The organism is Albirhodobacter sp. R86504, assembly GCF_042466415.1.
Classification (GTDB): Bacteria; Pseudomonadota; Alphaproteobacteria; order Rhodobacterales; family Rhodobacteraceae; genus Albirhodobacter.
Genome location: NZ_JAXHCH010000002.1, coordinates 19381 through 44508 on the forward strand (window position 1 = coordinate 19381; position 25128 = coordinate 44508).

At 60.0% G+C, this 25128-nt stretch carries 26 protein-coding genes and 1 riboswitch; of the genes, 23 read left to right on the top strand and 3 right to left on the bottom strand.

Going from position 1 to position 25128, the window contains the following annotated elements:
- Positions 1 to 200 precede the first annotated feature (200 nt).
- Positions 201 to 1865 (top strand): NAD+ synthase, encoded by a 1665-nt coding sequence (locus SJY32_RS02175; RefSeq protein WP_376871082.1) that lies wholly within the window; start codon positions 201 to 203, stop codon positions 1863 to 1865.
- A 133-nt stretch (positions 1866 to 1998) separates the two neighbouring features.
- On the opposite strand, the gene SJY32_RS02180 is transcribed toward SJY32_RS02175, so the two are convergent.
- On the bottom strand, positions 1999 to 2943 hold the full coding sequence (locus tag SJY32_RS02180; protein WP_376871084.1) for an MBL fold metallo-hydrolase: 945 nt from the start codon (positions 2941 to 2943) through the stop codon (positions 1999 to 2001).
- 221 nt (positions 2944 to 3164) lie between these two features.
- On the opposite strand from SJY32_RS02180, the gene gltX reads away from it, so the two are divergent.
- From gltX to ureC, 14 genes are all read left to right on the top strand, one after another.
- The gene (gene gltX / locus SJY32_RS02185; protein WP_376871087.1) at positions 3165 to 4493 is read left to right on the top strand and encodes a glutamate--tRNA ligase; all 1329 of its coding nucleotides are present in this window, start codon (positions 3165 to 3167) and stop codon (positions 4491 to 4493) included.
- 156 nt (positions 4494 to 4649) lie between these two features.
- Positions 4650 to 4740, top strand: a riboswitch (glycine riboswitch).
- 159 nt (positions 4741 to 4899) lie between these two features.
- Entirely contained in the window at positions 4900 to 6009 is a 1110-nt protein-coding gene (gcvT, locus tag SJY32_RS02190; protein WP_376871090.1) for a glycine cleavage system aminomethyltransferase GcvT, read from the top strand.
- 32 nt (positions 6010 to 6041) lie between these two features.
- Entirely contained in the window at positions 6042 to 6401 is a 360-nt protein-coding gene (gene gcvH / locus SJY32_RS02195) for a glycine cleavage system protein GcvH (protein ID WP_376871092.1), read from the top strand.
- A gap of 5 nt (positions 6402 to 6406) precedes the next feature.
- Entirely contained in the window at positions 6407 to 9241 is a 2835-nt protein-coding gene (gcvP, locus tag SJY32_RS02200; protein WP_376871094.1) for an aminomethyl-transferring glycine dehydrogenase, read from the top strand.
- 132 nt (positions 9242 to 9373) lie between these two features.
- Positions 9374 to 9817, top strand: coding sequence for a thioredoxin family protein (locus SJY32_RS02205; protein ID WP_376871098.1), 444 nt, complete (start codon positions 9374 to 9376; stop codon positions 9815 to 9817).
- Between the two features lie 204 nt (positions 9818 to 10021).
- A complete protein-coding gene (locus SJY32_RS02210) occupies positions 10022 to 10525 on the top strand; it encodes a YbjN domain-containing protein (RefSeq protein ID WP_376871100.1) in 504 nt (167 codons plus the stop codon).
- Positions 10526 to 10553: 28 nt separating this feature from the next.
- The gene (gene proC, locus SJY32_RS02215; RefSeq protein ID WP_376871102.1) at positions 10554 to 11366 is read left to right on the top strand and encodes a pyrroline-5-carboxylate reductase; all 813 of its coding nucleotides are present in this window, start codon (positions 10554 to 10556) and stop codon (positions 11364 to 11366) included.
- Complete coding sequence (locus tag SJY32_RS02220; RefSeq protein ID WP_376871104.1) at positions 11363 to 11704, top strand: tRNA-binding protein; 342 nt, start codon at positions 11363 to 11365, stop codon at positions 11702 to 11704. Before proC ends, SJY32_RS02220 begins: the two co-directional genes overlap by 4 nt.
- A 140-nt stretch (positions 11705 to 11844) precedes the next feature.
- Positions 11845 to 12678 carry an urease accessory protein UreD gene (locus SJY32_RS02225; protein WP_376871106.1) on the top strand — a complete coding sequence of 278 codons (834 nt, stop codon included), beginning with the start codon at positions 11845 to 11847 and terminating at the stop codon, positions 12676 to 12678.
- Between the two features lie 11 nt (positions 12679 to 12689).
- Positions 12690 to 12992: an urease subunit gamma gene (locus tag SJY32_RS02230; RefSeq protein WP_376871108.1), complete on the top strand. Its 303-nt coding sequence runs from the start codon at positions 12690 to 12692 to the stop codon at positions 12990 to 12992.
- 12 nt (positions 12993 to 13004) lie between these two features.
- Complete coding sequence (locus tag SJY32_RS02235; RefSeq protein WP_376871110.1) at positions 13005 to 13256, top strand: hypothetical protein; 252 nt, start codon at positions 13005 to 13007, stop codon at positions 13254 to 13256.
- A 29-nt stretch (positions 13257 to 13285) separates the two neighbouring features.
- Positions 13286 to 13591: an urease subunit beta gene (locus SJY32_RS02240; RefSeq protein WP_376877519.1), complete on the top strand. Its 306-nt coding sequence runs from the start codon at positions 13286 to 13288 to the stop codon at positions 13589 to 13591.
- A gap of 22 nt (positions 13592 to 13613) precedes the next feature.
- Positions 13614 to 13928: an antifreeze protein gene (locus SJY32_RS02245; RefSeq protein WP_376871112.1), complete on the top strand. Its 315-nt coding sequence runs from the start codon at positions 13614 to 13616 to the stop codon at positions 13926 to 13928.
- Positions 13929 to 13964: 36 nt separating this feature from the next.
- On the top strand, positions 13965 to 15671 hold the full coding sequence (gene ureC, locus SJY32_RS02250; protein WP_376871114.1) for an urease subunit alpha: 1707 nt from the start codon (positions 13965 to 13967) through the stop codon (positions 15669 to 15671).
- Between the two features lie 51 nt (positions 15672 to 15722).
- On the opposite strand, the gene SJY32_RS02255 is transcribed toward ureC, so the two are convergent.
- Positions 15723 to 16070 (bottom strand): hypothetical protein, encoded by a 348-nt coding sequence (locus SJY32_RS02255; protein WP_376871117.1) that lies wholly within the window; start codon positions 16068 to 16070, stop codon positions 15723 to 15725.
- Between the two features lie 110 nt (positions 16071 to 16180).
- Here SJY32_RS02255 and SJY32_RS02260 point away from each other — a divergent pair, with 110 nt between their 5' ends.
- From SJY32_RS02260 to urtE, 8 genes are all read left to right on the top strand, one after another.
- Positions 16181 to 16813 (top strand): urease accessory protein UreE, encoded by a 633-nt coding sequence (locus tag SJY32_RS02260; RefSeq protein ID WP_376871119.1) that lies wholly within the window; start codon positions 16181 to 16183, stop codon positions 16811 to 16813.
- A complete protein-coding gene (locus SJY32_RS02265; protein ID WP_376871121.1) occupies positions 16806 to 17447 on the top strand; it encodes an urease accessory protein UreF in 642 nt (213 codons plus the stop codon). Before SJY32_RS02260 ends, SJY32_RS02265 begins: the two co-directional genes overlap by 8 nt.
- Positions 17444 to 18091, top strand: coding sequence for an urease accessory protein UreG (gene ureG / locus SJY32_RS02270; RefSeq protein ID WP_376871123.1), 648 nt, complete (start codon positions 17444 to 17446; stop codon positions 18089 to 18091). The genes SJY32_RS02265 and ureG overlap by 4 nt, the downstream gene beginning before the upstream one ends.
- Before the next feature lie 341 nt (positions 18092 to 18432).
- The gene (gene urtA / locus SJY32_RS02275; RefSeq protein WP_376877522.1) at positions 18433 to 19692 is read left to right on the top strand and encodes an urea ABC transporter substrate-binding protein; all 1260 of its coding nucleotides are present in this window, start codon (positions 18433 to 18435) and stop codon (positions 19690 to 19692) included.
- Between the two features lie 63 nt (positions 19693 to 19755).
- On the top strand, positions 19756 to 21744 hold the full coding sequence (gene urtB, locus SJY32_RS02280; RefSeq protein WP_376871125.1) for an urea ABC transporter permease subunit UrtB: 1989 nt from the start codon (positions 19756 to 19758) through the stop codon (positions 21742 to 21744).
- A 118-nt stretch (positions 21745 to 21862) separates the two neighbouring features.
- A complete protein-coding gene (gene urtC / locus SJY32_RS02285) occupies positions 21863 to 23089 on the top strand; it encodes an urea ABC transporter permease subunit UrtC (RefSeq protein ID WP_376871128.1) in 1227 nt (408 codons plus the stop codon).
- Positions 23086 to 23826 (top strand): urea ABC transporter ATP-binding protein UrtD, encoded by a 741-nt coding sequence (gene urtD, locus SJY32_RS02290; RefSeq protein WP_376871131.1) that lies wholly within the window; start codon positions 23086 to 23088, stop codon positions 23824 to 23826. Before urtC ends, urtD begins: the two co-directional genes overlap by 4 nt.
- Position 23827: 1 nt before the next feature.
- Positions 23828 to 24523, top strand: a complete 696-nt coding sequence (urtE, locus tag SJY32_RS02295) for an urea ABC transporter ATP-binding subunit UrtE (protein ID WP_376877525.1) — start codon at positions 23828 to 23830, stop codon at positions 24521 to 24523.
- On the opposite strand, the gene SJY32_RS02300 is transcribed toward urtE, so the two are convergent.
- Positions 24520 to 25098 carry a thymidine kinase gene (locus SJY32_RS02300; RefSeq protein ID WP_376871133.1) on the bottom strand — a complete coding sequence of 193 codons (579 nt, stop codon included), beginning with the start codon at positions 25096 to 25098 and terminating at the stop codon, positions 24520 to 24522. The genes urtE and SJY32_RS02300 overlap by 4 nt on opposite strands.
- Positions 25099 to 25128 lie beyond the last annotated feature (30 nt).

Below are 25128 nucleotides of genomic sequence, written 5' to 3' on the forward strand. Positions count from 1 at the left end.
CCTGCCTTTGATACAAGCCGCGTAGGGGGGCTACCCCCTCCTCGTTCCGGTCACTTTTTGTCCATCACGGTCGCGCGCGCAGTGCATGAGGTTCATGTTCGCGCCTTACCGCGCAGGGGGGCGGGCGCAAAACGCGCAGCGAACCTTTCCCTCGCCGCCCTATCTGCTATGTCTGGCTCAAGTTTTCCACGGAGACCGTCATGGCCGATACCTTCCGCCTCACACTTGCACAGCTCAACCCCACCGTCGGCGCGTTGCAAGCCAATGCCGATAAGGCCTTCGCGGCATGGGAAGCGGGGCGCGCGGCGGGCGCGCAGATGGTGGCCCTGCCGGAAATGTTCGTGACGGGCTATCAGACACAGGATCTGGTGATGAAGCCCCAGTTCACCGCGGATGCAATGGCGATGATCGAGGCGCTGGCCCTACGCTGCGCGGACGGGCCGGCCATGGGGATCGGCGGGCCGTTTGCGCAAGACGGCAAGCTTTTTAACGCTTACTGGATTTTGGAAGGTGGCAAGGTTACTACGCGGCTGCTCAAGCACAACCTGCCCAATGACGATGTGTTCGACGAGGAGCGCCTGTTCGACAGCGGCCCTATTTCCGGCCCGTATAAAATTGGACCTTTGCGCATCGGGTCGCCTGTCTGCGAGGACGCATGGCACCCCGAGGTGTCGGAGACGCTGGCCGAAACGGGGGCGGAGATCCTGCTCATCCCGAACGGCTCGCCCTATCGGCGCGAGAAGCTTGATCTGCGGATGAATGTCGTCGTCGCGCGGGTTGTTGAGACCGGCTTGCCCGCAATTTATCTCAACGCGGTTGGCGGGCAGGATGATCAGCTCTTTGACGGCGCGAGCTTCGCGCTCAACCGTGGCGGCGCGCTCGCGATGCAGCTTGAGGCGTTCGACGAGGTGATTGAGCACGTAGACTTGGCGCGTGGGGATGCGGGTTGGGAGATCGTGCCGTCACGGATCGTCAAGCAACCTGACGCATGGGAGCAAGACTACCGGGCGATGGTGATGGGGCTGCACGATTATCTGGCCAAAAGCGGATTTTCGAGAGTGATCCTTGGCCTTTCGGGCGGGATCGACTCTGCGCTTGTCGCGACAATTGCGGCGGATGCGATGGGCCCCGAGAACGTGCATTGCGTGATGTTGCCCTCTGAATATACCTCGCAAAGCTCGCTCGACGATGCCGCAGATATCGCGGGCCGTCTTGGCACGCGTCTTGACACCGTCTCGATCGAGAGCGCGCGTGACGCGGTGGAGGGCGCGCTGGCGCATCTGATGGTGGGCACCAAGCCTGATGTGACCGAAGAAAACATCCAGTCGCGGCTTCGCGGGGTGATGCTGATGGCGCTGTCAAATAAGTTCGGGGCGATGCTTCTGACAACGGGCAATAAATCCGAAGTGGCTGTGGGATATTGTACGATCTACGGCGATATGTCCGGCGGGTATAACCCCCTCAAGGATCTCTATAAAACCCGCGTGTTTGAGACCTGCCGCTGGCGCAATGCAAACCATCGTCCGTGGATGAAAGCCCCTGCGGGCGAGGTCATTCCGGTGTCGATTATCGACAAGCCACCATCGGCGGAACTGCGCCCTGATCAAAAGGACCAAGACAGCCTGCCGCCTTACGAGGTGCTAGATGATATTTTGGAACGGTTGGTCGAGCAGGAGCAATCCGTCGCGGAAATCGTCGCAGCCGGATTTGATCGCCCGACCGTGAAACGGATCGAGCACCTTCTCTATATCTCGGAGTGGAAGCGGTTCCAGTCGGCGCCTGGCCCGCGTTTGACGACGCGCGCCTTCTGGCTCGATCGACGCTACCCCATGGTGAACCGCTGGCGCGATACGTCGGGCGCTTGAGGTCGGGCGCTTGAGAGAGCGCCGCGCCGGACGCGTGGGCGCGCTGATGCGAGGGCGGTGAGAGGATCAGGGCGCATATCCATCCGCCCTGATCGCATGTCATATCGCCCCGATCGTGTCAGGGCGCGTTTACTTAGACGTCCAGCTGATAGCTTGCCGCAACGAAGCGGAAGCCATCGCCCGCTGTTTCGACATAGCCGACGCCTGGGAATGGCATGTGGTAGCCGATGAACGGAATGCGTTCTTCCGCCAACATTCCGAAGACCTTGCGGCGCGTTTGCGCGGCCATTGCCTTATCCGCATCGAAGCGCACTTCCCAATCCGGATAACCGAGCGACCAGACGTAGTGGTTGGCCGTGTCGACGGTCAGCAGAAGCTTCGCGCCTTCGCTTTCGAGCATGAAGATCATATGGCCCGGCGTATGGCCCGCCGCGAGCATCGCGGTGATCCCCGGCACGATCTCGGTGCCGTCTTCGATCAAGGTCATGCGCTCGGACAGAGGGCGCACTTTCGCATCGAAGCCTTCGTTGCCTGCTGCGGCCCAGTGGTCGAACTCGATCTGCCCTGCGATGTAACGCGCGTTCGGGAAGGTCGGCAGTGTGTCGGTCGACAGGCCACCGATGTGATCGCCGTGCATGTGTGTGATTACGACTGTGGTCACATCCTCAGGCGAAATGCCCGCCGCCATCAGCGCGGTGGTGATGCCCTCCGGCGAGAGGCCGGTGTCGAACAAGATAACTTCCTCGCCTGTCTGCACGACGGTCGGCGTGAAGAAGTTCATGCTTTTGTCTTCAGGGATAAACGCCGCTTTCGACGCTTCCGCGAATTCTTCCGGGGTGACATTCATCCCGAAGGTTTCTTGCGGGCTTTCCAGCGGACGAAGGCCGGCGAGCAATGTCGTGACGGTGAACGCCCCAAGCGTCATACGGCGGTAGGGCGCGATTGCCGGAACCTGAACGGTCATATCAGTTTTTGCAGCGTCCGTTGGCGCGTCTTGCGCGGCGGCTGCAGTGGCCATCAAAGGCAGAGCGCCCGCGATCATCAGGGCCGAACGGCGTGTCAGAGGCGAAGTTGTCATCAAAGATCTCCGGATCTAGGCAAGGGTGGCTAAGATGAGGGGGAATGCCCTCTCGCCAAAAAGACTAGGGCGGCCAGCACATTAGTCACGATTTAATTGTTGCGAGTTCCCGCCGATGACTGGATCGTGAACACAGGCGCACCCTATCTGGGCGCCAAGGCGCGCCCGATATGGACAAAACGCGCGCCATATGAGAGAGCGGGGGCAACAGGAGAACCTTGATGACAACCGTTACCCGCTTCGCTCCCTCTCCGACTGGCTACATTCACGTCGGCAATCTGCGCACCGCGCTGATGAACTATCTGATCGCCCGTAAAACCGGCGGTACGTTCATCTTGCGCCTCGATGATACCGATCAGGAACGGTCGAAACAGGAATATATCGACGCGTTGCAGCAGGATCTCGAATGGCTGGGCCTGAAGTGGGATCGGGTCGAGCGGCAATCCGAGCGCCTCGCACGCTATCATGCCGAGGCCGAGCGCCTGAAGGCCGATGGCAAGCTTTACGAGTGTTTCGAAAGCCCTGCGGAGCTGGACCTCAAGCGCAAGAAGCAGCTCAATATGGGCAAGCCGCCGGTCTATGATCGCGCATCGCTTCACTTGACGGAAGACGAGAAGGCCAAAATGCGTGCCGAAGGCCGTGAGGGCTATTGGCGTTTCAAGCTCGATCTCGAGCGGATCGAGTGGACGGATGGGATCATCGGTCCGATCTCCATTGACGCCGCATCGGTTTCGGATCCGGTTTTGATCAAGGCGGGCGGTCAGGTTTTGTATACCTTCGCGTCATCCGTGGACGATACGGATATGGGCGTGACCAGCATCGTGCGCGGCGCAGACCACGTGACGAATACCGCCACGCAAATCCAGATCATCAAGGCGCTGGGCGGCACGCCGCCGAGTTTCGCGCACCATTCCTTGTTGACCGGCCCGCAAGGCGAGGAACTTTCCAAACGTCTCGGCGCGCTGAGCCTGCGCGACCTGCGCGCAAGCGGCATCGCACCGGAAGCGTTGCTTTCGATGATGGCGCGGCTCGGGTCGAGCCAGCCGATCGAATTGCGTTTGACGTTGGACGAAATCGCGGAAGGCTTCGAATTGTCGCAGTTCGGCACCGCGCCGACCAAATTCGACGCGAACGATCTGATCCCGCTGACGCGCGCGCGTAATCAGCAACTGCCCTTCGCGGAGGTCTCCGAGCAGATCAAGGCGCTTGGGATTGCAGATGATCAAGCCGAGCAGTTCTGGGCGGTCGCGTCGCAAAATATCGATAAGCTGAGCGATCTCGACCATTGGGCCGATCTGTGCCTCAACGGCGCGGAGCCTGTGATCGACGCCGAAGATGCCGAATTCGTCCGCGATGCCATGGCCATTTTGCCAGCGCAGCCGTTCACGGAAACCTCGTGGAAAGACTGGACCGCAGCCGTCAAAGAGGCGACTGGCCGCAAGGGGAAATCCTTGTTCATGCCATTGCGCAAAGCTTTGACGGGTCAGGCGCATGGGCCGGATATGGGCGAGTTGATGCCATTATTGTCAACGGTGCGGGCGAAGGTCTAACCCTCCGATCCTGATAGAATAAATTAAGAAAGGCGCTCCGGTTTCGGGGCGCCTTTTTGGTTTTGCGCCACGGTGCCGGATGTCGATTTTTGCTGGAAAGCGTCGATTTTGGATTTCTCCTCTTGCGAGATTAGGGGGCGTCGGGCTAATCGTTGAGCGTCAGAATCGGGAGAAGCTGGGGCTTGCCTCAGGGCCGAAGGAGCAACCGCCCCGGTAAACTCTCAGGCAAAAGGACCTTTTTTGACGGTATACTCTGGAGAGTGGCGCCTCGCGCCCGCCGAAGGGATAACGATCTCAGGCGCCTGAAAAGGTAAAGACAGAGGGGGCATCGAGCGGGACGACAGGCCTTCGGGCATGTGTCTCATGGTTTCGGTGCCGGCGATCCGGCCTAAAATAGGGGGACGATATGTCCAACCTTGAGCGCACGGGTCTTTACGACCTTCACATTTTGCTAGGCGCAAAGATGGTGCCTTTCGCGGGCTATGAAATGCCTGTTCAATATCCGATGGGGGTGTTGAAGGAGCATCTGCATTGCCGCGCGCAGGCGGGCGTTTTTGATGTGTCCCACATGGGGCAGGTCATCTTGCGGGGGGCGGGGATTGCGCAGGCCTTCGAGGCGTTGATGCCGGTCGATGTCATTGGCGTCGCCGAAGGACGCCAGCGCTATGGTTTGCTGACGAATGCGGCGGGCGGGATTTTGGATGATCTGATGTTTGCCAATCGCGGCGACCATCTCTTTGTGGTGGTCAATGCGGCCTGCAAATCCGAAGACATCGCCCATCTGCGCGCGCATCTGGGGGAGGCTGCCGTCGAGGTGGTCACGGATCGTGCCTTGTTGGCCTTGCAAGGCCCCGCGGCGGAGGCGGCGCTGGCGCGGTTGATGCCGGATGTCGCATCGATGCGCTTCATGGATGTCAGGACCTTGAGCTATTGTGGCCATGATCTGTGGATCTCGCGGTCTGGCTACACCGGCGAGGACGGCTTTGAAATTTCCCTGCCCGATGCGATCGCGGTCGATTTCGCGCAAGCTCTTTTGGCGATGGAGGAGGTCGCGCCGATCGGTCTGGGCGCGCGCGATAGCCTGCGCCTTGAAGCGGGGCTTTGCCTTTACGGGCACGACATCGGTACCCAAACAACACCGGTCGAGGCCGGGGTGACATGGGCCATTCAAAAGGCGCGGCGCTCGGACGGCGCGCGCGCAGGTGGCTTCCCTGGAGCGGACGTCATTCTGCGCCAACTCAGTGCGGGTCCCGCCACGCGCCGTGTCGGGCTTTTACCAGAAGGCCGCGCGCCGATGCGCGAGGGCGTCGAGATTTACGCCGCGCGTGAGGGCGGTTCTCCGATTGGCACCGTGACATCGGGCGGGTTCGGCCCCTCGGTCGAGCGGCCCGTTGCGATGGCTTACTTGCCCGCATCCCTGACTGTTGGCGACGTCGTTTACGGCGAGGTGCGCGGCAAGCGCCTCCCTGCCGTGATCGCGGCGCTTCCTTTCCACCCCAGCGCCTACAAGCGCTGACACCAGCCACTTCAAACGCCAGAGGCCTCAAAATGAAATTTACCGAAGATCACGAATGGCTCCGCGTCGAGGGCGACTATGTCGTCGTTGGCATCACGGCACATGCCTCCGAACAGCTCGGGGATGTTGTCTTCGTCGAGCTCCCCGAACCGGAAACGAAAGTCGCCAAAGGGGATGAATGCGCCGTGATCGAGAGCGTGAAAGCCGCCTCCGATATTCTCGCGCCTGTCGATGGCGAGATTATCGAAATCAATCAGGCCATCGTCGACAGCCCCGCGATGATCAATGACGATCCCACCGGCGCGGCTTGGTTCTTTAAAATGAAGTTGGAAGACATGGGTCAACTTAATGATTTCATGGATGAAGACGCATATAACGACCTGATCGGATAAGAGTTATGTTCACCCCCACGACATATAACACCTATGATTTCGCCAATCGCCGGCATATCGGGCCAAGCCCGTCGGAGATGGAGGAGATGTTAAAATCGGTGGGGGTGCGTGACCTCGACCAGCTCATCGATGAGACGGTTCCCGCGTCGATCCGTCAGGCGGAGGCGCTGACATGGGCGCCGCTGTCGGAATACCGGCTGTTGGAAAAGATGCGGGCGGTTGCCGCCAAAAACCGCGTGATGACCTCGCTGATCGGGCAGGGGTATTACGGTACGGTGACGCCGCCCGCGATCCAGCGCAACATTCTGGAAAATCCGGCTTGGTATACGGCCTACACGCCCTACCAGCCTGAAATCGCGCAGGGTCGGCTCGAGGCGTTGCTGAATTACCAAACAATGGTCGCGGATCTGACGGGGCTCCCCGTTGCCAATGCGTCGTTGCTTGATGAGGCGACGGCGGCTGCTGAGGCGATGGCCATGGCAGAGCGCGGTGCGAAATCAAAAGCGCGGGCATTCTTTGTCGACGAGGCCTGCCACCCCCAGACAGTGGATGTGATCCGTACGCGTGCGATCCCGCTGGGCATTGAGATCATTTCGGGGCCGATCGAGGCGCTCAAAGCCGATGAAGTCTTTGGCGCGATTTTCCAGTATCCCGGCACGCACGGTCATGTCCGCGATCTTACGGCGCACTGCGAGGCCTTGCACGCCGCAAAGGCCATTGCGGTTGTCGCGACCGATTTGCTCGCTTTGTGTCTTCTGAAAGAACCGGGCGCGATGGGGGCCGATATCGCGGTCGGCTCGTCACAGCGTTTTGGTGTGCCGATGGGGTATGGCGGGCCACATGCTGCGTTCATGTCCTGTTCGGACGGGCTCAAACGGTCGATGCCGGGGCGGATTGTCGGCGTGTCGATCGATGCGAAGGGCAACAAGGCATACCGCCTCAGCTTGCAAACGCGCGAGCAACATATCCGCCGCGAAAAGGCGACCTCCAACGTTTGCACGGCGCAGGCGTTGTTGGCGGTAATGGCATCGTTCTTTGCGGTATTCCACGGGCCGACGGGCCTGCGGGCGATTGCGGAAATGGTCCATCTGAACACCGTGCGAGTGCGCGATGCGTTGATTGCGGCCGGGGCGGATGTCGAGCCTGCGGCGTTCTTTGATACGCTCACGGTGCGGGTCGGTGTCGGGCAGCAAGGTATCATGGCGGCGGCGCGTCATCGGGGGCTAAACCTTCGCCGTGTTGGCAATGACCGCGTGGGGATTTCATGCGACGAGCTGACGGATGAGGGGATCATCACGCGCTTGTTGGATGCCTTCGGGATCACGGACGCCGCGCCGGAGCCAACAGCGCTGGGCTTCCCCGAGGAGATGTTGCGACACAGTGACTATCTGACTCACCCTGTGTTCCACATGAACCGCGCGGAGTCGGAGATGATGCGCTACATGCGGCGCTTGTCGGATCGTGATCTGGCGCTGGATCGTGCGATGATCCCGCTCGGGTCGTGCACGATGAAGCTGAACGCGGCCGCCGAAATGATGCCGATCACATGGCCTGAATTCGGCTCCCTGCATCCGTTTGCGCCCGCCAATCAAGCGGAGGGCTATCACGAGGCCATCGCGGATTTGAGCGAGAAGCTCTGTGAAATCACCGGTTATGAGGCGTTCTCGATGCAGCCCAATTCCGGCGCGCAAGGTGAATACGCGGGGCTTTTGACAATCTCGGCCTATCACCGCGCGCGCGGCGAGGAAAACCGGAAGATCTGCCTGATCCCGACCTCCGCGCATGGCACGAACCCCGCCTCCGCCCAGATGGCAGGTATGCAGGTTGTCGTTGTGAAATCCGCACCGAACGGCGATGTCGATTTGGAGGATTTCAAGGCGAAGGCAGAAGCGGCAGGCGACAATCTGGCCGCATGCATGATCACCTATCCGTCGACGCACGGGGTGTTTGAAGAAACTGTCCGTGAAATTTGCGACATTACCCATGCGCATGGGGGGCAGGTGTATCTGGACGGTGCGAATATGAACGCGCTCGTGGGTTTGGTGAAGCCCGGTGAAATTGGATCGGACGTCAGCCACCTCAACTTGCACAAAACCTTTGCGATTCCGCATGGCGGCGGCGGCCCGGGCATGGGGCCAATCGGCGTGAAGGCGCATCTGGCCCCCTATCTTCCGGGCCATCCCGAAGCGGCGGATATGATGGCAGAAGGGGCGGTATCGGCGGCGCCTTATGGATCGGCGTCGATTTTGCTGATCTCATGGGCTTATTGCTTGATGATGGGTGGCGAAGGCCTCACGCAGGCAACGCGCGTTGCAATCTTGAACGCCAACTATATCGCGGCGCGCCTCAAGGCCGATTATCCGATCCTGTTTATGGGAAATCGCGGTCGCGTCGCGCATGAATGTATCCTTGATACCCGCCCGTTTGCGGAGGTCGGTGTGAGTGTTGACGATATCGCCAAGCGCTTGATCGACAACGGCTTCCACGCCCCGACGATGTCGTGGCCGGTCTCGGGCACGCTGATGGTGGAGCCAACGGAATCGGAAACGAAAGCCGAGATTGACCGCTTCATCACTGCGATGCTTGCAATCCGCGAGGAAATTCGTGCGGTGGAGCGCGAGGAGATCAGCGCGGAGGATAGCCCGCTCAGGCGCGCGCCGCACACGGTCGAGGATCTCGTTGCGGATTGGGATCGTCCCTATACCCGCGAGCAAGGGTGTTTCCCGGCAGGGGCCTTCCGCGTTGATAAATACTGGCCGCCGGTTGGTCGCGTCGATAACGTTTACGGCGATCGCAACCTGATTTGCACCTGCCCGCCGGTGGAGAGCTACGCCGAATAACCCGCGCAGGGTCTGATCCGTCCCGCCGGAGGTGTGCAACGCCCCTCCGGCGGGCGTCATTGGCCCGTCGACGGGTTGAAGATCGACGCCCCGCGACCGATATAGGATCAGGTTGATGACGGAGGGCGCGGAATGGCCGAGGCTAAGAAATTGATTTGTCTGGAATGCGGTCAGGCAAACCGCGTGCCCGCGGACAAGCTTTCGGAAAAACCCAAATGCGGAATTTGCGGAGCGGGTTTGATCACTGGTAAAGTCGCGGTGATCGATGCGCAAACGCTGGGTAAGGCCGCGAAGGGCGATGATGTGCCGTTGCTGGTGGATTTCTGGGCGCCGTGGTGCGGACCTTGCCGCCAGATGGCGCCGCAATTCGAACAAGCTGCGCGTCAGTTCGGGGCGGATGTTCGACTGGCGAAGATCGATACGCAAGCCCATCCGAAAGTCGCGCAGACCTATCGCGTTCAGGGAATACCTGCGTTCGTGTTATTCGTGAAAGGCCGTGAAATTGCGCGCTTCGCAGGGGTTCGCCCCGCGGCGCAATTGCTGGCCGAAGTGCGGGCAAAGTTGCCCCGAACGTGATCCTGTCGCGCTAAATCACCGATTTTGACCAAGTTGTCCCCAGTTTTCTGCGCGCGGGCGAGGCCAGCGCTGCGGAAATACCTTTACACAATGACTCATTGCAGACACCATATGTGGTGAGGGTAGAGGGCAAGTTCCCCGATCCTTGTGTGGATAACAATCTTTAGCGTCCTAGCGAAGGGGCGCGACAAGGAGGGGTAAGCGATGGCATTTCACGACGGTAGCCTCCATACGGATGCGCTTCATCCCATTGATGTGGTTGAACATCTTGCCGCTGTCCACGCATGGGATTTTGATCGCGTTACCGAAGATCAGATTTCGATGGTCGTCGAGGGGCAATGGCGCAGCTATTCGATCACGCTCGCTTGGGGGGCTCAGGATGAGACGCTCCGCCTGATCTCGACCTTCGAGATGGATCCTCCTGCCGATCGGTTGCCTGCGCTCTATGATGTGATGAACCGCGCCAATGATGAGGTCTGGACGGGAGCTTTCACCTATTGGGCGGATCAGAAATTGATGGTGTGGCGCTATGGGTTGGTCTTGACGGGCGCGGAGTTCGCGACACCGGAACAAGTGGACCGCATGATCGGCGCCGCAGTCTCCGCGTCAGAGCGATTTTATCCTGCATTCCAGTTGACGACATGGGGTGGCGATACCCCCGAAGCGGCGATCAAAGTCGCCATTGCAGAGGCTTTCGGCCGCGCCTAGTCTTGTCCCCAAATCAATGGGGGACCTTATGAATTTCAACCATATTCCACAGCGTGGTCTCGTTCTTTTGGGGTGCGGCAAGATGGGGTCTGCGATGCTTGCGGGCTGGCTCAAAGGGGGTCTTCCGGCTGCGTCGGTCTATGTCATTGAACCGCATCCGTCCGATTGGTTGCGCGAGACCGGCGTGCATCTGAATGCCGATCTTCCCGAAGCGCCTGCCGTTGTGCTGATCGCGGTGAAGCCGCAGATGATGGGCGAGGCGCTGCCGGTGCTCGCGGCGATGGGTGGAGGTTCGACGTTATTTGTGACTGTCGCTGCGGGCACCACACTCACGGCCTATGCGCGGGTTCTGGGGGACGAGACGCCGATCGTGCGCGCGATGCCCAATACGCCTGCGGCAATCGGGCGGGGGATCACGGCGATCATCGGCAATGCCGCGGCGGGTCCGGCGGATCTGGATCTCGCGGAGTCGCTTTTATTGGCCGTCGGGCAGGTTGCGCGGCTGGATGACGAGGCGCAGATGGATGCCGTGACGGCGGTGTCTGGGTCTGGGCCGGCCTATGTGTTCCATTTGATCGAAGCGCTGGCGAAGGCCGGCGAGGCGGAGGGCCTGCCCGCCGATCTCGCGATGCGGTTGGCCAAGGCGACGGTCGGGGGTGCGGGGCAATTGGCCGAGGACGCAACCGACACGCCAGAGCAGTTGCGCATCAATGTAACCTCGCCCGGGGGCACAACGGCGGCGGCGCTTGAAGTCTTAATGGATGCACAAACCGGGTTTGGTCACCTGTTGGCACAGGCGGTAAAAGCCGCTGCTGATCGTGGACGGGAGTTGGGCAAGTGATTGATTATGAAGACTTCGCCAAAGTCGACATCCGTGTGGGCAAGATCACCCGTGCGGAGCCCTTCCCCGAGGCGCGCAAGCCTGCGATTAAACTTTGGGTCGATTTTGGTCCCGAGATCGGAGAGCGTAAAAGCTCGGCGCAGATCACAAAGCATTACACGCCCGAGGGGCTGATCGGCCGGCGGGTGCTTGGCGTTGTGAACTTCCCGCCGCGCCAGATCGGGCCTGTGCGTTCGGAGGTGCTGATCCTCGGTGTGCCCGATGCGGAGGGCGAAGTGGTCTTGCTTGGCCCTGATTCTGCGGTGGAGGGTGTGCCGCTGGGCGCGCGGATGTTCTGATTCTCCGGGTGGTCAAATAATGATCGAAGTGTTTAATACTTAAGCAGACAATCCTTGCGCACGCGCCGCCTCCAATTCCCCGCGTCCCCGATCTTGCACAGGGCGGGTGGGCGGATTTTAGTAGGCGCGAAGGAGCTATCATGCTGGACCGTCACCCCTTTTCGAACCCTGCATCGCGAATGCAGCGCGCGCGCGGAGAGGCGTTTGTCGGCTTGGTCTCTGACGCGGGGCGCATGCGGCTCACCGATCTGCGTCAGGCGGGGTCTGCGAAGGCGATGCTGCCGCGCGTCGGCACGCTGCCCGAGGTTGTTTTTCTGAACACGTCGGGCGGTTTGACGGGGGGCGACGAGATGTCATTCGCGCTGCACCTTGGTGCGGGCGGGCGGGCGGTTGCGACCACGCAAACGGCGGAACGAGCCTATCGCGCCTCCGAAGGGGCGCCGCCCGCGATTATGAATGTGCATCACAAAGTAGGCGCGGGGGCTTGGCTCGATTGGTTGCCGCAAGAGACGATCCTTTACGAGGCAAGCTCCCTCGCGCGCCACACGATCATTGATCTGGAGGAGGGCGCAGGGTGCATGTTGGTGGAGACTGTCGTCCTTGGCCGCGCGGCGATGGGCGAGACATTGGAAACTCTGACCTTCTCCGATCGCCGGGAGGTGCGCCGCAAAGGCAAACCGGTTTTGATTGAGCCACTGCATCTCGACACCGCGCGTTTGATGCGCAAAACGCCCGCGATGATCCCCGCGCGGGCTTTCGCGACCTTGGCGATTGTCGGGCAGGGGGCGGAAGATGCTGCGGATAGGGCGCGCTCGGCGCTCACGGTTGAGGGCGTAACGGCGGCCGTCAGCGGTTTCGACGGGAAGTGTATTGTTCGGATGATGGCTGCGGATGGCTGGCCATTACGGCGGCAAATCCTCGCATTGATGGGCGTTTTGCGCCGCGATCCAATGCCGCGCGTCTGGCAAATCTGAAAGGGAGACGAATGAACCTAACTCCGCGTGAGAAAGACAAGATGATGATTTCGCTCGCCGCGATTGTGGCGCGCGGGCGGCGTGAGCGGGGGGTGTTACTCAATCACCCCGAGGCAATCGCGCTGATCTCTGACTTTGTCATCGAAGGCGCCCGCGAGGGGCGTAGCGTGGCCGATCTGATGGAGGCCGGGGCGCATGTCGTGGCAGCGTCTGATTGCATGGAGGGGATCGCATCGATGATCCCGTCGATTCAGGTTGAAGCCACATTCAAGGACGGCACCAAGCTGGTGACCGTTCATCATCCGATCCGATAACGGGAGAGACGTATGAAAGCCTTTATCTTTAGTGCGGCAACTGCGGCGCCTGCAGCGGCCTTCGCCCATGCCGATCATTCGCATCAGCCTTTGACGATGTGGCACGCGCTGACGCAGCCTGATCACGCGGCGATGATTGCGGTCGGCTTGCTGGCATTGGGGGCGGTGATTTTCAAATCCCGCCAGTCGCGCCGTGACGCCGCACGAAGCCAGAGCCGCGACAAGCTTAGTCATGGGGCGGTCAGCTGCGGGCCCGTAAAATGAGCGCGGGTGTCGCGGCCTCCTCAACGGGCATGGTTCCTGGTGAGGTTTTCCCCGTGGAGGGGGAGATCGAGTTGAATGCCGGCGCCGAGGTCACGGTGTTGGAAGTCGCCAATACCGGTGATCGCCCTGTGCAAGTCGGCTCGCATTACCATTTCGCGGAGACCAATGGCGGACTTTCATTCGATCGCGAAGCCGCGCGCGGCAAGCGTTTGGACATCGCCGCAGGGACTGCCGTAAGATTCGAGCCCGGGCAAACTCGTGAAGTGCGTTTGATCCCTTTATCTGGTAAACGGGAAGTCTACGGATTTAATCAAGCGGTGATGGGGCAACTCTGATCCGCTCGCGCGAGGTCTAGAGATGAAACATCTGTTTGCCCCTTGGTACTTGGGCGTTGAAATGGTGCAGATGGCGGCCGAGGCGCAAGCCGTGATCGCCATGCGCACCGCTGGAATGATGGGGTTTTGGGCAACCAAACCCTCTGAAATGGATCGGATGGTGGCCGAAAAGACCACCGCCGCGATGGATTCCATGCAGGCCGCTCAGCGTGCTGCCCTAGCAGGAAAGTCACCTGCGGACGTCATGCGAGCGGGGTTGAAGCCGATTGGCCGCAAAACGGCCGCGAATGCCAAGAGACTTGGCAATCTTGGGCCCAGCGTGCCCAAGCCGAAATAGCAAAGCGGGCAGGCCCCGCACCGACAGGAGTTTGTGATGCCCGCCCTGATTTCCCGCGCGACCTATGCCGATATGTTTGGCCCGACGACCGGCGACAAGGTTCGTCTGGCCGATACTGATCTGATCATCGAGGTGGAGCGCGATCTGACCACCTACGGCGAGGAGGTCAAATTCGGCGGTGGCAAGGTGATCCGCGACGGGATGGGCCAGAGCCAGATCACCCGCGCCGGCGGGGCGATGGATACGGTGATTACCAACGCGCTGATCGTCGATCACACGGGGATTTATAAGGCGGATGTCGGCCTTCGCGACGGGCTGATCCATGCGATTGGCAAAGCGGGCAACCCCGATACACAACCGGGCGTGACCATCATCATCGGCCCCGGCACCGAGATTATCGCGGGCGAGGGTAAGATTTTGACGGCGGGGGGGATGGACGCGCATATCCATTTCATCTGCCCGCAACAGGTTGAAGACGCGCTATTTTCCGGCATCACCACGATGCTCGGCGGCGGCACTGGCCCCGCGCATGGCACATTGGCGACCACCTGCACACCGGGGCCTTGGCATCTGGGGCGGATGATGCAGGCGGCAGATGCTTTGCCGATGAATCTGGCGTTCGCGGGCAAGGGCAATGCCTCGCTGCCTGCCGCGTTGGAGGAACAGGTGCGGGCGGGCGCGTCTTGTCTCAAATTGCACGAAGATTGGGGCACGACACCCGCCGCGATTGATTGCTGCCTTGGTGTGGCCGAGGACATGGATGTGCAGGTGATGATCCACACCGATACGCTGAACGAGAGCGGATTTGTGGAAAATACCCTTGCGGCGATCAAGGGCCGGACGATCCACGCGTTCCATACCGAAGGCGCGGGCGGCGGTCATGCCCCTGATATCATTAAGGTTGTGGCCGAACAAAACGTCATCCCGTCCTCCACCAACCCGACGCGCCCCTATACCCAAAACACCGTGGAAGAGCATCTCGATATGCTCATGGTGTGTCACCACCTTGATCGCCGTGTGCCCGAAGATGTGAGCTTCGCCGAGAGCCGGATCCGCAAGGAAACCATTGCGGCGGAGGATATCTTGCACGATATCGGGGCGTTCTCGGTGATTTCGTCCGACAGTCAGGCGATGGGCCGCGTGGGCGAGGTGATCATTCGCACATGGCAAACCGCCGATAAGATGAAGAAACAGCGTGGGCGTTTGGCGGGCGAGATTGGCGCCAATGACAATATGCGCGTGCGCCGCTACATCGCGAAATATACGATCAACCCCGCGATCACGCATGGGATTTCGCAGCATATCGGCTCGGTCGAGGTGGGAAAACGAGCGGATTTGGTGCTTTGGAATCCTGCCTTCTTCGCTGCGAAGCCCGAGATGGTTTTGATGGGCGGAATGATCGTTGCTGCGCAGATGGGGGATCCGAACGGATCTATCCCCGCGCAGCCGTTCTACATGCGCCCGATGTTCGGCACGCTCGGCGGGGCGCTGTCGCGTTCTGCCGTGACATTTGTCTCTCAGGCGGCTCAGGAGGACGGGCTGCGCGATCGATTGGGGCTGGCGAAAGAGACGCTCGCGGTTCGAAACACGCGCGGTATTGGTAAATCCGACATGATCCACAATTCAGCCACGCCGAAGATTGAAGTACATCCGGAAACTTATGAGGTGCGTGCGGATGGCGAGCTGTTGATCTGTGAGCCTGCCGAAGAACTGCCTCTTGCTCAGCGATACTTCCTGTATTGAAGGCAGATCGCAGTGACGCCGTATCTCATTCCCTTCCGAGGTCGGGCGCGCTTATTCCTGTGTCAGGCGCTCCCATCGCGCAAGCGCGGTCTTGATGGCTTGGCCAGCGGGATCGAGGCACGGCGGTATCGTGACGGAGGCAGGGGTTGCCGGAAGCGCGCTTTCACGCGCTTCCGTCCGCATTGTCAGCAGGTTAGGGGTGTCACGGCCGTTAGAGGATTGGGCGTTTTGCACCAACACCTCGCCGTGACGATACTGCGCCAAATCAGGCGGGCACTTTGTCCCGACATTCTCATTCAGACGAAATTCTTCCGTCTGCGATATGGGCCCGCTCGCCAAGCTCAACGCGTTTTGATCGCGAAGAGCGCAGTTGCGGCGCGGGTGGCACAGGTCTTGCATTGCGGGTTTCCTTCTCGGATCACCGTTTCGAGACATTCTGTCTACATGCTCAATCTGACGTTAAATGCTTAACGAATCCTTTCACGAACCCTCGAAGGAAAGAAAAATCCATGACCTCAACACCCGTGTCACATCAGCTCGTTCCAGCCGCAAGTTTCACGGCCGCCGATACGGTGTCCTTGGGATATGACGCACGTATTTTGCGCCGCAAACGGCTTGTCTCCGAAGGGGGGATAGCGTTTCTGGTTTCGCTCGCTGAAGTCACGGGATTGCAGGGCGGAGAAGGGTTCGTTCTGGACGACGGGCGCGTGATTGAGGTCGTACCGGCAACGGAAGACGTCTTGGTGATCCGCGGTGATTTGCCAAAACTCGCGTGGCATATCGGGAATCGGCATACGCCTTGTCAGATTGAGTCTGATCGCCTGACGATTCGCCCTGATCATGTGTTGGAGGCGATGCTGGCACAGCTTGGGGCTGATGTGACGCGGACGACCGCGCCTTTCACGCCCGAAGGCGGGGCCTATGGTTTGGGCCGGACGATGGGGCATTCCCACGGGGACGAGGCGCATAGCGCCGATTATCACGGCGCGAACGATCATGGCCATTCGCACGAACATGACCACAGCCACGCGCATAGTCATGTTCATAGTCATAGCCACGCGCACAGCCATGGCCATAGCCATGATCACGACCTTTCCGGCCACACGCATGCCCACGCCGTTAAAGACCCCTCGCATGGCTGATGCAACGCTCGGTCTTCTCAGCCTCGTGCAGTGGCTTTCTCCCGCGTTTCCGACCGGTGGCTATGCGTATTCGCACGGGCTGGAATGGGCAGTGTCTCAGGGCGACGTGCATGATGCGCAAACGGTCGAAGGCTGGCTGGCAGATGTGTTGGAGCATGGCGCGGCTTGGGGCGATGCCGTTATCCTCGCGTGTGTTTTGCGCGGCGCGGATCCGGAGGCTTTGTCGGATACCGTGTATGCAATGGCCGGATCGAAAGAGCGGCTGCGCGAGACTTGTGAACAAGGCGCGGCTTTTGCTTTGGCCGCGCACGCGATTGGCGTCGCGCAAGGGCGCGCCTATCCCTTGCCGATCGCAGTTGGCTTGGCCGCTGTCGGGTTGGATCTGCCGCCCGAACACGTCATTGCGACTTATCTCCACAGCTTCGCGTCCAATCTTACCTCCGCTGCCGTGCGCTTTGTGCCTTTGGGGCAAAACGCGGGGCAGGGCGTGCTACGCGGGTTGCATCCGTTGATCCACCGTTTGGCCGTGCGTGCAACGCAATCCACCCCCGATGATATTACCACAGCGGCCTTTGGCGCGGAAATCGCCGCCATGGCCCACGAGACACAAACCGTCAGGATCTTTAAAACATGAGCACCCCTTCGCATGTCGGCCCCCTTCGCATTGGTATCGGCGGCCCCGTTGGCGCCGGAAAAACCACGTTAACGGAGCAGCTTTGCCGCGCGCTTGCGCAGCGTTGCTCGATGGCGGTGGTGACGAATGATATCTACACGCGCGAGGATGCAGAGGCGCTGATGCGTGCGCAGGTCTTGCCGGCGGACCGGATTCGGGGTGTCGAGACGGGGGGGTGTCCGCATACTGCTATTCGCGAAGATGCGTCGATAAACCTTGCGGCAATCCGTGATTTGACTGTGGCCTTTCCCGAACTCGATCTGGTGTTGATTGAATCGGGCGGGGACAATCTCGCGGCGACATTCTCGCCCGAGCTGGCGGATCTGTCGATCTATGTGATCGATACGGCAGCGGGGCAAGATATCCCGCGTAAGCGCGGGCCCGGCGTGACGCGATCGGATCTGTTGGTGGTGAATAAGACGGATCTCGCCCCTTATGTGGGTGTGGATCCAGTCTTGCTGCAGGCGGATACCGCCGCGGCGCGCGGCGCGCGGCCATACGTGATGGCGCAGCTTAAATCAGGCGTCGGCGTCGCGGAGATCGTGGCGTTTTTGGAAACTGACGGTGGTTTGGCGCTGCGCCCTGTCGTGTCGGAGAGTGCGTGAGCACCTGCGCTGGGTGGCTATCGAATCATCTGGGCTACCAGTTTTCGTCTATTTTTTAATCAATTAGGCCGCCTGTCGCACAAATATGTGACACGGCGGCCCGCCGTACCCTCTCGCGCCCGACGGCAACGCGGCGACACTTGCCGCAATCACATCCTCGCGATTTGATCTGAGCGCGGGGAGGCAACATCCCCGATACATAATCCATCCCTGCGCCGAGCGAGGCCACGCCTCCCGCAGCAGGGCATCACAACAGGGAGCCGCCCGATGCCGCGCTTTTGCGCGCTCGTTTCTTGCGGCCCATTTTTTGAGGGACAAAGATGACTTCTATCAAAACCCTGATGCTTGGCACCGGCCTTGCCACGCTTCTCGCCTCGACCGCTTACGCACAAGACGAGACAATCAAGGTCGGCGTTCTCCATTCGCTGTCGGGGACGATGGCGATTTCCGAGACCACGTTGAAAGATACGGTGGTGATGCTCGTCGAGGAACAAAACAAAAAGGGCGGCTTGCTGGGCAAGCAGCTCGAGGCGGTTGTTGTCGACCCCGCGTCGGACTGGCCCTTGTTCGCGGAAAAAGCACGCGAGCTTTTGACCGTAAACGAGGTCGATGTGATTTTCGGCGGTTGGACTTCTGTATCGCGTAAGTCGGTTTTGCCGGTGATCGAAGAACTCAACGGCCTGATGTTCTACCCCGTGCAATACGAGGGCGAGGAGAGCTCGAAAAACGTATTCTACACCGGCGCTGCGCCCAATCAGCAAGCAATCCCCGCCGTTGATTACTTCCTCGACGAGCTTGGCGTGGAGAAGTTTGCGCTGCTCGGCACAGATTATGTCTACCCACGCACCACCAATAATATCTTGGAGGCCTACCTCGGGTCCAAAGGGATCGCGGCGGATGATATCTTCGTCAACTACACCCCGTTCGGGCATTCCGACTGGTCGAAGATCGTCGCGGATGTAAAGGCGCTGGGCGCGGATGGCAAAAAGGTCGGTGTGATCTCTACGATCAACGGTGATGCGAATGTGGGCTTCTACAAAGAACTCGCAGCGGCCGGCATTTCGGCAGATGACATCCCCGTTGTCGCGTTCTCGGTGGGCGAGGAAGAACTCTCCGGCCTCGATACTTCGAACCTCGTTGGCCATTTGGCGGCATGGAACTACTTCCAATCGGCTGAAAGCCCGGTGAATGACGAATTCGTCGCGGCGTGGAAGGCGAAAATGGGCGAAGAGCGTGTGACCAACGATCCGATGGAGGCCACCTATATCGGCTTCAATATGTGGGTATCGGCCGTGACCGAGGCGGGCACGACGGATGTCGACACCGTGGAAAAGGCGATGATCGGGCAGACCTTCCCGAACCTCACCGGCACCGAAGCTGAAATGTTGCCGAACCACCATTTGACCAAGCCAGTCCTCATCGGTGAGATTCAGGCTGACGGGCAGTTCGACATCATCTCGCAAACCGAGCCTGTTGCAGGCGATGCGTGGACGGACTTCCTGCCGGAATCTGCCGTGCTGGAATCCGATTGGAAAGATCTTGGTTGCGGTATGTACAACACCGAAACCAAGACCTGCGTTCAGTTGAAATCCAACTACTAAGCAACGCCGCGAGGCGGGGCGGGCAGGCTGCTCGTCCCGCTTTCTCCAATCTTGGGACATCTCATGAGAACGATCCTCTTTGCGCTGACGGCGGCTCTCTGCCTCGGAACACTGCCGCTCGCGGCTCAAACAACAGCACCGAATGCGCCTGATACCGCGCAAGTGGCGACGCCCGCGCTCTCACCTCTCGGTCAGGTCATCGCGCAGAATGCTGATGCGATCAAAAAGCCATCGCGCCAGACGATCGCCCCTGTAATCGCCGCGATTGGCGCGGCCGGGCCGCGCGCGCCGATTGTTTTGCAGGCATGGGCCGATCGCGCCTTGGGTGTCGATGCGACTGGCGCGATCGTTCTGTTGGAAACAACGCAAGACGGCTACGCCCTGACGGATCCGGCGACGGGTGCTGTGATTGGGGCTGCGAAGACATCCGAGATCAAGGAGATTAAACCGAACTCCGGTGTGCGCGGGCTGATCGCATCAGCTCTCGTGGAATTTCAGTTACAAGATCCCGATCCCAAACTGCGTCAGGCGGCGCTGACATCGCTTGCCCGCGACGGCGCTTCCGAACATCTGACGCCGCTACGCGCATCGATCGAGACGGAGGATGATCCTGCTCTGCTCGCGCAGAAAACAAGACTTGAGCGGCTGTTGACCATCCGGTTCGATCCCGATCCGGCGGAGCGGATCGCCGCGATTGACGGGTTCGGGGCTGACCTTGGTCTTGATCTGCGCGGCGCGCTCAACCCGCTCACAGTGACCACGCGCAAGGCATTTGAGGGAGAGCCGAGTGGGTCGATCAAAAGCGAATTGCGCTTGGGTCGCGGGCTGACTGAGACCGAGGCCTACGATTTGCTCGTCGCGCAAGATCTCGCGCCCGCGCGGCTCACGCGTCCTGCATTGATCGCCGCGTTGGAGGCCAATATCGTGGAGGGCACAGTGGGGGGCGTCGCGGTTGCCGATCTCGATACAGCCAGCGCGCGCGACACCGCCTACACCGCATTGGAAACCAGTGGCCTCGTCCCTGTTGCCGCCACCGATGACGAGGTGAGCGCCGCAACACGCGCCTTCCGCTACGCCGAGTTATACGCCGAGCCTGATCAGGAGGTTGCCGAGGCGGCCGAACGTGCGCTCACCAAGATCGCGACAAAAGTCGGCGCGATGCAGGCGGTGGATTTGAGCCTCGACGCCCTCTCTCTCGCATCGATCTACTTTCTCGCGGCAATCGGCCTGGCGATCACATTTGGCGTGATGGGCGTCATCAATATGGCGCATGGAGAATTCATCACGATGGGCGCGTACACCGGTTATGTGATCCAATTGTTCGTGCCCGATTACACGCTCGCCATCCTCATCGCGCTGCCTGTCGCTTTCGCGATCACCTTCGCGGCAGGGGTCGGGATGGAGCGCCTCGTGATCCGCCATCTCTACAAACGTCCGTTGGAAACACTGCTCGCGACCTTCGGCATCTCAATTGCCTTGCAACAATTATTCAAAAATATCTTTGGCACACAGGCCCGGCCCCTTACGTCGCCTGCATGGCTTGATGGGGCGCTTTCGTTCAACGATGTTGTTTCGATCAGCTATATCCGGATCGCAATTTTCATCCTCGCCCTGCTATTCCTCGCCCTGTTCCTGTTCATTATGAAACGCACGCGGCTTGGCCTCGAAGTGCGCGCCGTGACACAAAACCCGAGTATGGCCGCGTCGATGGGGATTAACCCCGACCGGATCAATATGCTGACCTTCGGTCTCGGATCGGGGATCGCAGGGGTGGCAGGCGTTGCCATTGGTCTTTTTGCCAAAGTCACATCCGAACTCGGCTCGGATTATATCGTGCAAAGTTTCATGACGGTTGTGGTCGGCGGGGTCGGCAATATCTGGGGGACACTGGCGGGGGCGACGCTGATCGGCTTCTTGCAAAAGGGCATCGAGTTCCTCAACCCGTCCAACACTTTGGCCGCCCAGACGTATATGATCATCTTCATCATTGTCTTTATCCAGTTCCGCCCCCGAGGGATCATCGCCCTCAAAGGCCGCGCGGCGGGGGATTGATCATGCAAGCATCTGGTTACAATACCTATTTTATAGGCGCGGCGCGTTTGAATAAGCCGTCATGGGGGGGAAACCTGCCCGCTGCCCGTGCCATTCCCGACGCCGCTGGAGGTGCAAAATGAGACAGAGCTTCCTCACCCGCCATCCATCGACCCTCGTGTTCATTGCCTGCTTGGCGGTCTTCACCTTGGTTATCACACTCTTGTCCAATGCTTATGGCGCGGATGTGATCTCGACCTCGATGGTCAAGACGCTCGGTAAAACGCTCTGCTTATGTCTGATCGCGCTCGCGATGGATTTGGTGTGGGGCTACGCGGGCATTCTCTCGCTCGGCCATTTCGCCTTCTTCGGCCTCGGCGGATATATGATCGGTATGTGGCTGATGTTCGCGCGCACGCGTGACATCGTCATCGCGTCCGCCGCCAGCCCCTTGCCCATGACGCCGCAGGAATTATCCGACGCCATCGCGAGCCAGATTTTTGGCGTGGTGGGAACGTCTGAACTTCCCGCGATTTGGGGCCTTGCAGGTTCCCTGCCTGCACAGCTTGCGCTGGTCGTTCTAGTTCCCGGCGTGCTTGCGCTGATCTTTGGGTGGCTGGCCTTTCGGTCGCGCGTCACGGGCGTTTACCTGTCCATTCTCACCCAGGCGATGACCCTCGCATTAGCCCTCTATTTGTTCCAAAACGATAGCGGCCTGCGCGGCAACAACGGATTGTCCGGCCTTCAAAATATCCCCGGCTCGACCGCCTCGCAAGATCAACTGTCGGTTTGGTTCCTGTGGGGGTCGGCTCTCGCGCTCGGGATTGGCTATACCCTTTGCGCGTGGGCAGTGTCGGGCAAATTCGGGTCAGTCATTCGCGGTATCCGCGATGACGAGGCCCGCGTGCGGTTCCTTGGCTACTCTGTTGAGAGCTATAAGCTGTTTATCTTCACGCTCACGGCGGTGATCGCCGCCATCGCGGGCGCGCTTTATTATCCGCAGGCGGGCATTATCAACCCTGCCGAAATGGCGCCGATCGCGTCGATTTATCTCGCGGTTTGGGTGGCGATCGGGGGGCGTGGTCGTCTGTACGGGGCGGTGATCGGGGCGGCGTTTGTCTCGTTGGTCTCGACATGGTTCACCGGCGGTCGCGCGCCGGATATTCCGCTTGGGTTTTACACGGTCAAATGGGTCGATTGGTGGCAAATTCTGCTCGGACTGTCGTTTGTTCTTGTGACCCTATTTGCGCCCAAGGGGATCGGCGGCTTGTTTGATCTGCTCGGCGGATTGCGCGCGCCCAAGCGCGGTGGGACGCCGATGGGCCCCTCTGACGGATCGTTCCAAGAACAGGAGGCAACACGATGAGCCAACTCTTGGAAGTCTCCGGCATCTCCGTCACGTTTGACGGGTTTCGCGCGATCAACAATCTGAGCTTCTCAATCGGCGCGGCCGAACTCCGCGCCATTATCGGGCCCAATGGCGCGGGCAAGACGACTTTTATGGATATCGTGACCGGAAAGACCAAGCCCGATGCAGGCAGCGTGATTTGGGGCGAGAAATCGGTGAATCTCCTCAAACTCAGCGAGGCAAAAATTGCGCGCGCTGGGGTGGGGCGAAAGTTCCAACGCCCGACCGTGTTTGAGGATCAATCGGTTGAAGATAATCTGATGCTGGCGCTGAAGGCTGACCGCGCGCCGTGGAAGGTTTTGTTCTGGAAGCCGACTGAGGCTGACCGTGCGCGCGTCGTTGAAATCGCGGCGGAGGTGGGCTTGGAGGATGCGCTGGCACGAAAATCAGGCGAGCTATCCCACGGTCAAAAACAATGGTTGGAAATCGCGATGTTGCTCGCGCAAGAGCCGCGCCTTCTCCTCGTGGATGAACCCGCCGCCGGCATGACATTGGCCGAGCGCGAGCAGACAACTGCGATGCTCGTTCGATTGGCCAAGACCCGCGCAGTCGTCGTGGTGGAGCATGATATGGAATTTGTGCGGCGGCTGGAATGCAAGGTCACGGTGCTGCACGAAGGGTCTGTTCTGGCGGAAGGGTCGTTGGATTTTGTGACGGCCAACCAACAAGTTATTGATGTCTATTTGGGGCGATAAGATGCTGGAAACCAAAGATCTCACGCTCCATTATGGCGGCAGCCAGATCCTCCACGGGATCGACCTTGAGGCAAAGGCGGGCGAGGTGACCTGCGTCATGGGCACGAACGGTGTGGGGAAAACCTCGCTGTTCAAAGCGCTTGCGGGCACACATGCGCGCTCGGGGGGTGAAATTTCGATCGATGGTGAGACGATCGGCAAGTTACGCCCGCAAGATATTGCCAAACGCGGTGTCGGTTACGTGCCGCAGGGGCGCATGGTTTTTCCGCTGCTCACAGTGACGGAAAATCTCGAGACGGGATTTTCGATTTTGCCGCGCGGTGAGCGGTTCATTCCTGACGAGATTTACGACCTGTTCCCCGTTCTTAAAGATATGGCGCACAGGCGTGGCGGCGATCTATCTGGCGGGCAACAACAGCAACTCGCCATCGCGCGGGCAATGATTATGAAGCCGAAAATTCTGCTGCTGGATGAGCCGACAGAGGGTATCCAGCCCAATATCATCCAGCAAATCGGCCGCGTTATCAAATACCTGCGCGATGAGAAGGGCATGGCCGTCATTCTTGTTGAGCAATATTTCGATTTCGCTTTCGATCTCGGGGATCGCTTTTACGTGCTCAAACGCGGCGCGGTTGCGATGTCGGGCAGCAAAGCCGAACTGGGCGAGGCGCGGCTGCGCGCGACCGTATCGGTTTAGCGGCCCATCGCCGCGCGCCAATGCCGGCGACAGAGCGACACGTAGCGGTCATTCCCGCCGATTTCGACTTGCGCCCCGTCGTGGATCACTGTGCCGTCTTCGGCTTTGCGCACCACCATTGTCGCCTTCTTGCCGCAGTGACAGATCGTGCGGACTTCGCGCATTTCATCTGCGAGGGCGAGCAATGCAGCAGAGCCGGGAAAGAGATTCCCCTGAAAATCAACGCGCAAGCCATAGCACATCGCAGGCAGGTTGAGATCATCCACGATCCGCGCGAGTTGCCAGACCTGATCGGGCGTCAAGAACTGCGCCTCGTCCAAAAAGAGACAATCGAGCGGCCCGAGGTTCAAGCGGGCCTCGACCATCTCGAACAAATTGGTTTGCTGATCGTAAAGATCGGCCTGCGCGCCAATGCCGATACGGCTTGCGATGCGGCCTTCGCCTGCCCGTGTGTCAAGCCGGGCCGTTAGCAGATAGCTGCACATCCCGCGTTCGCTATAGTTATGCGCGGCCTGAAGCAGCATCGTGCTTTTGCCCGCATTCATCGTCGAATAATTGAAATACAGCTTTGCCATGCGCGTGGTTAGCCCGCGTGGAGCGGATTC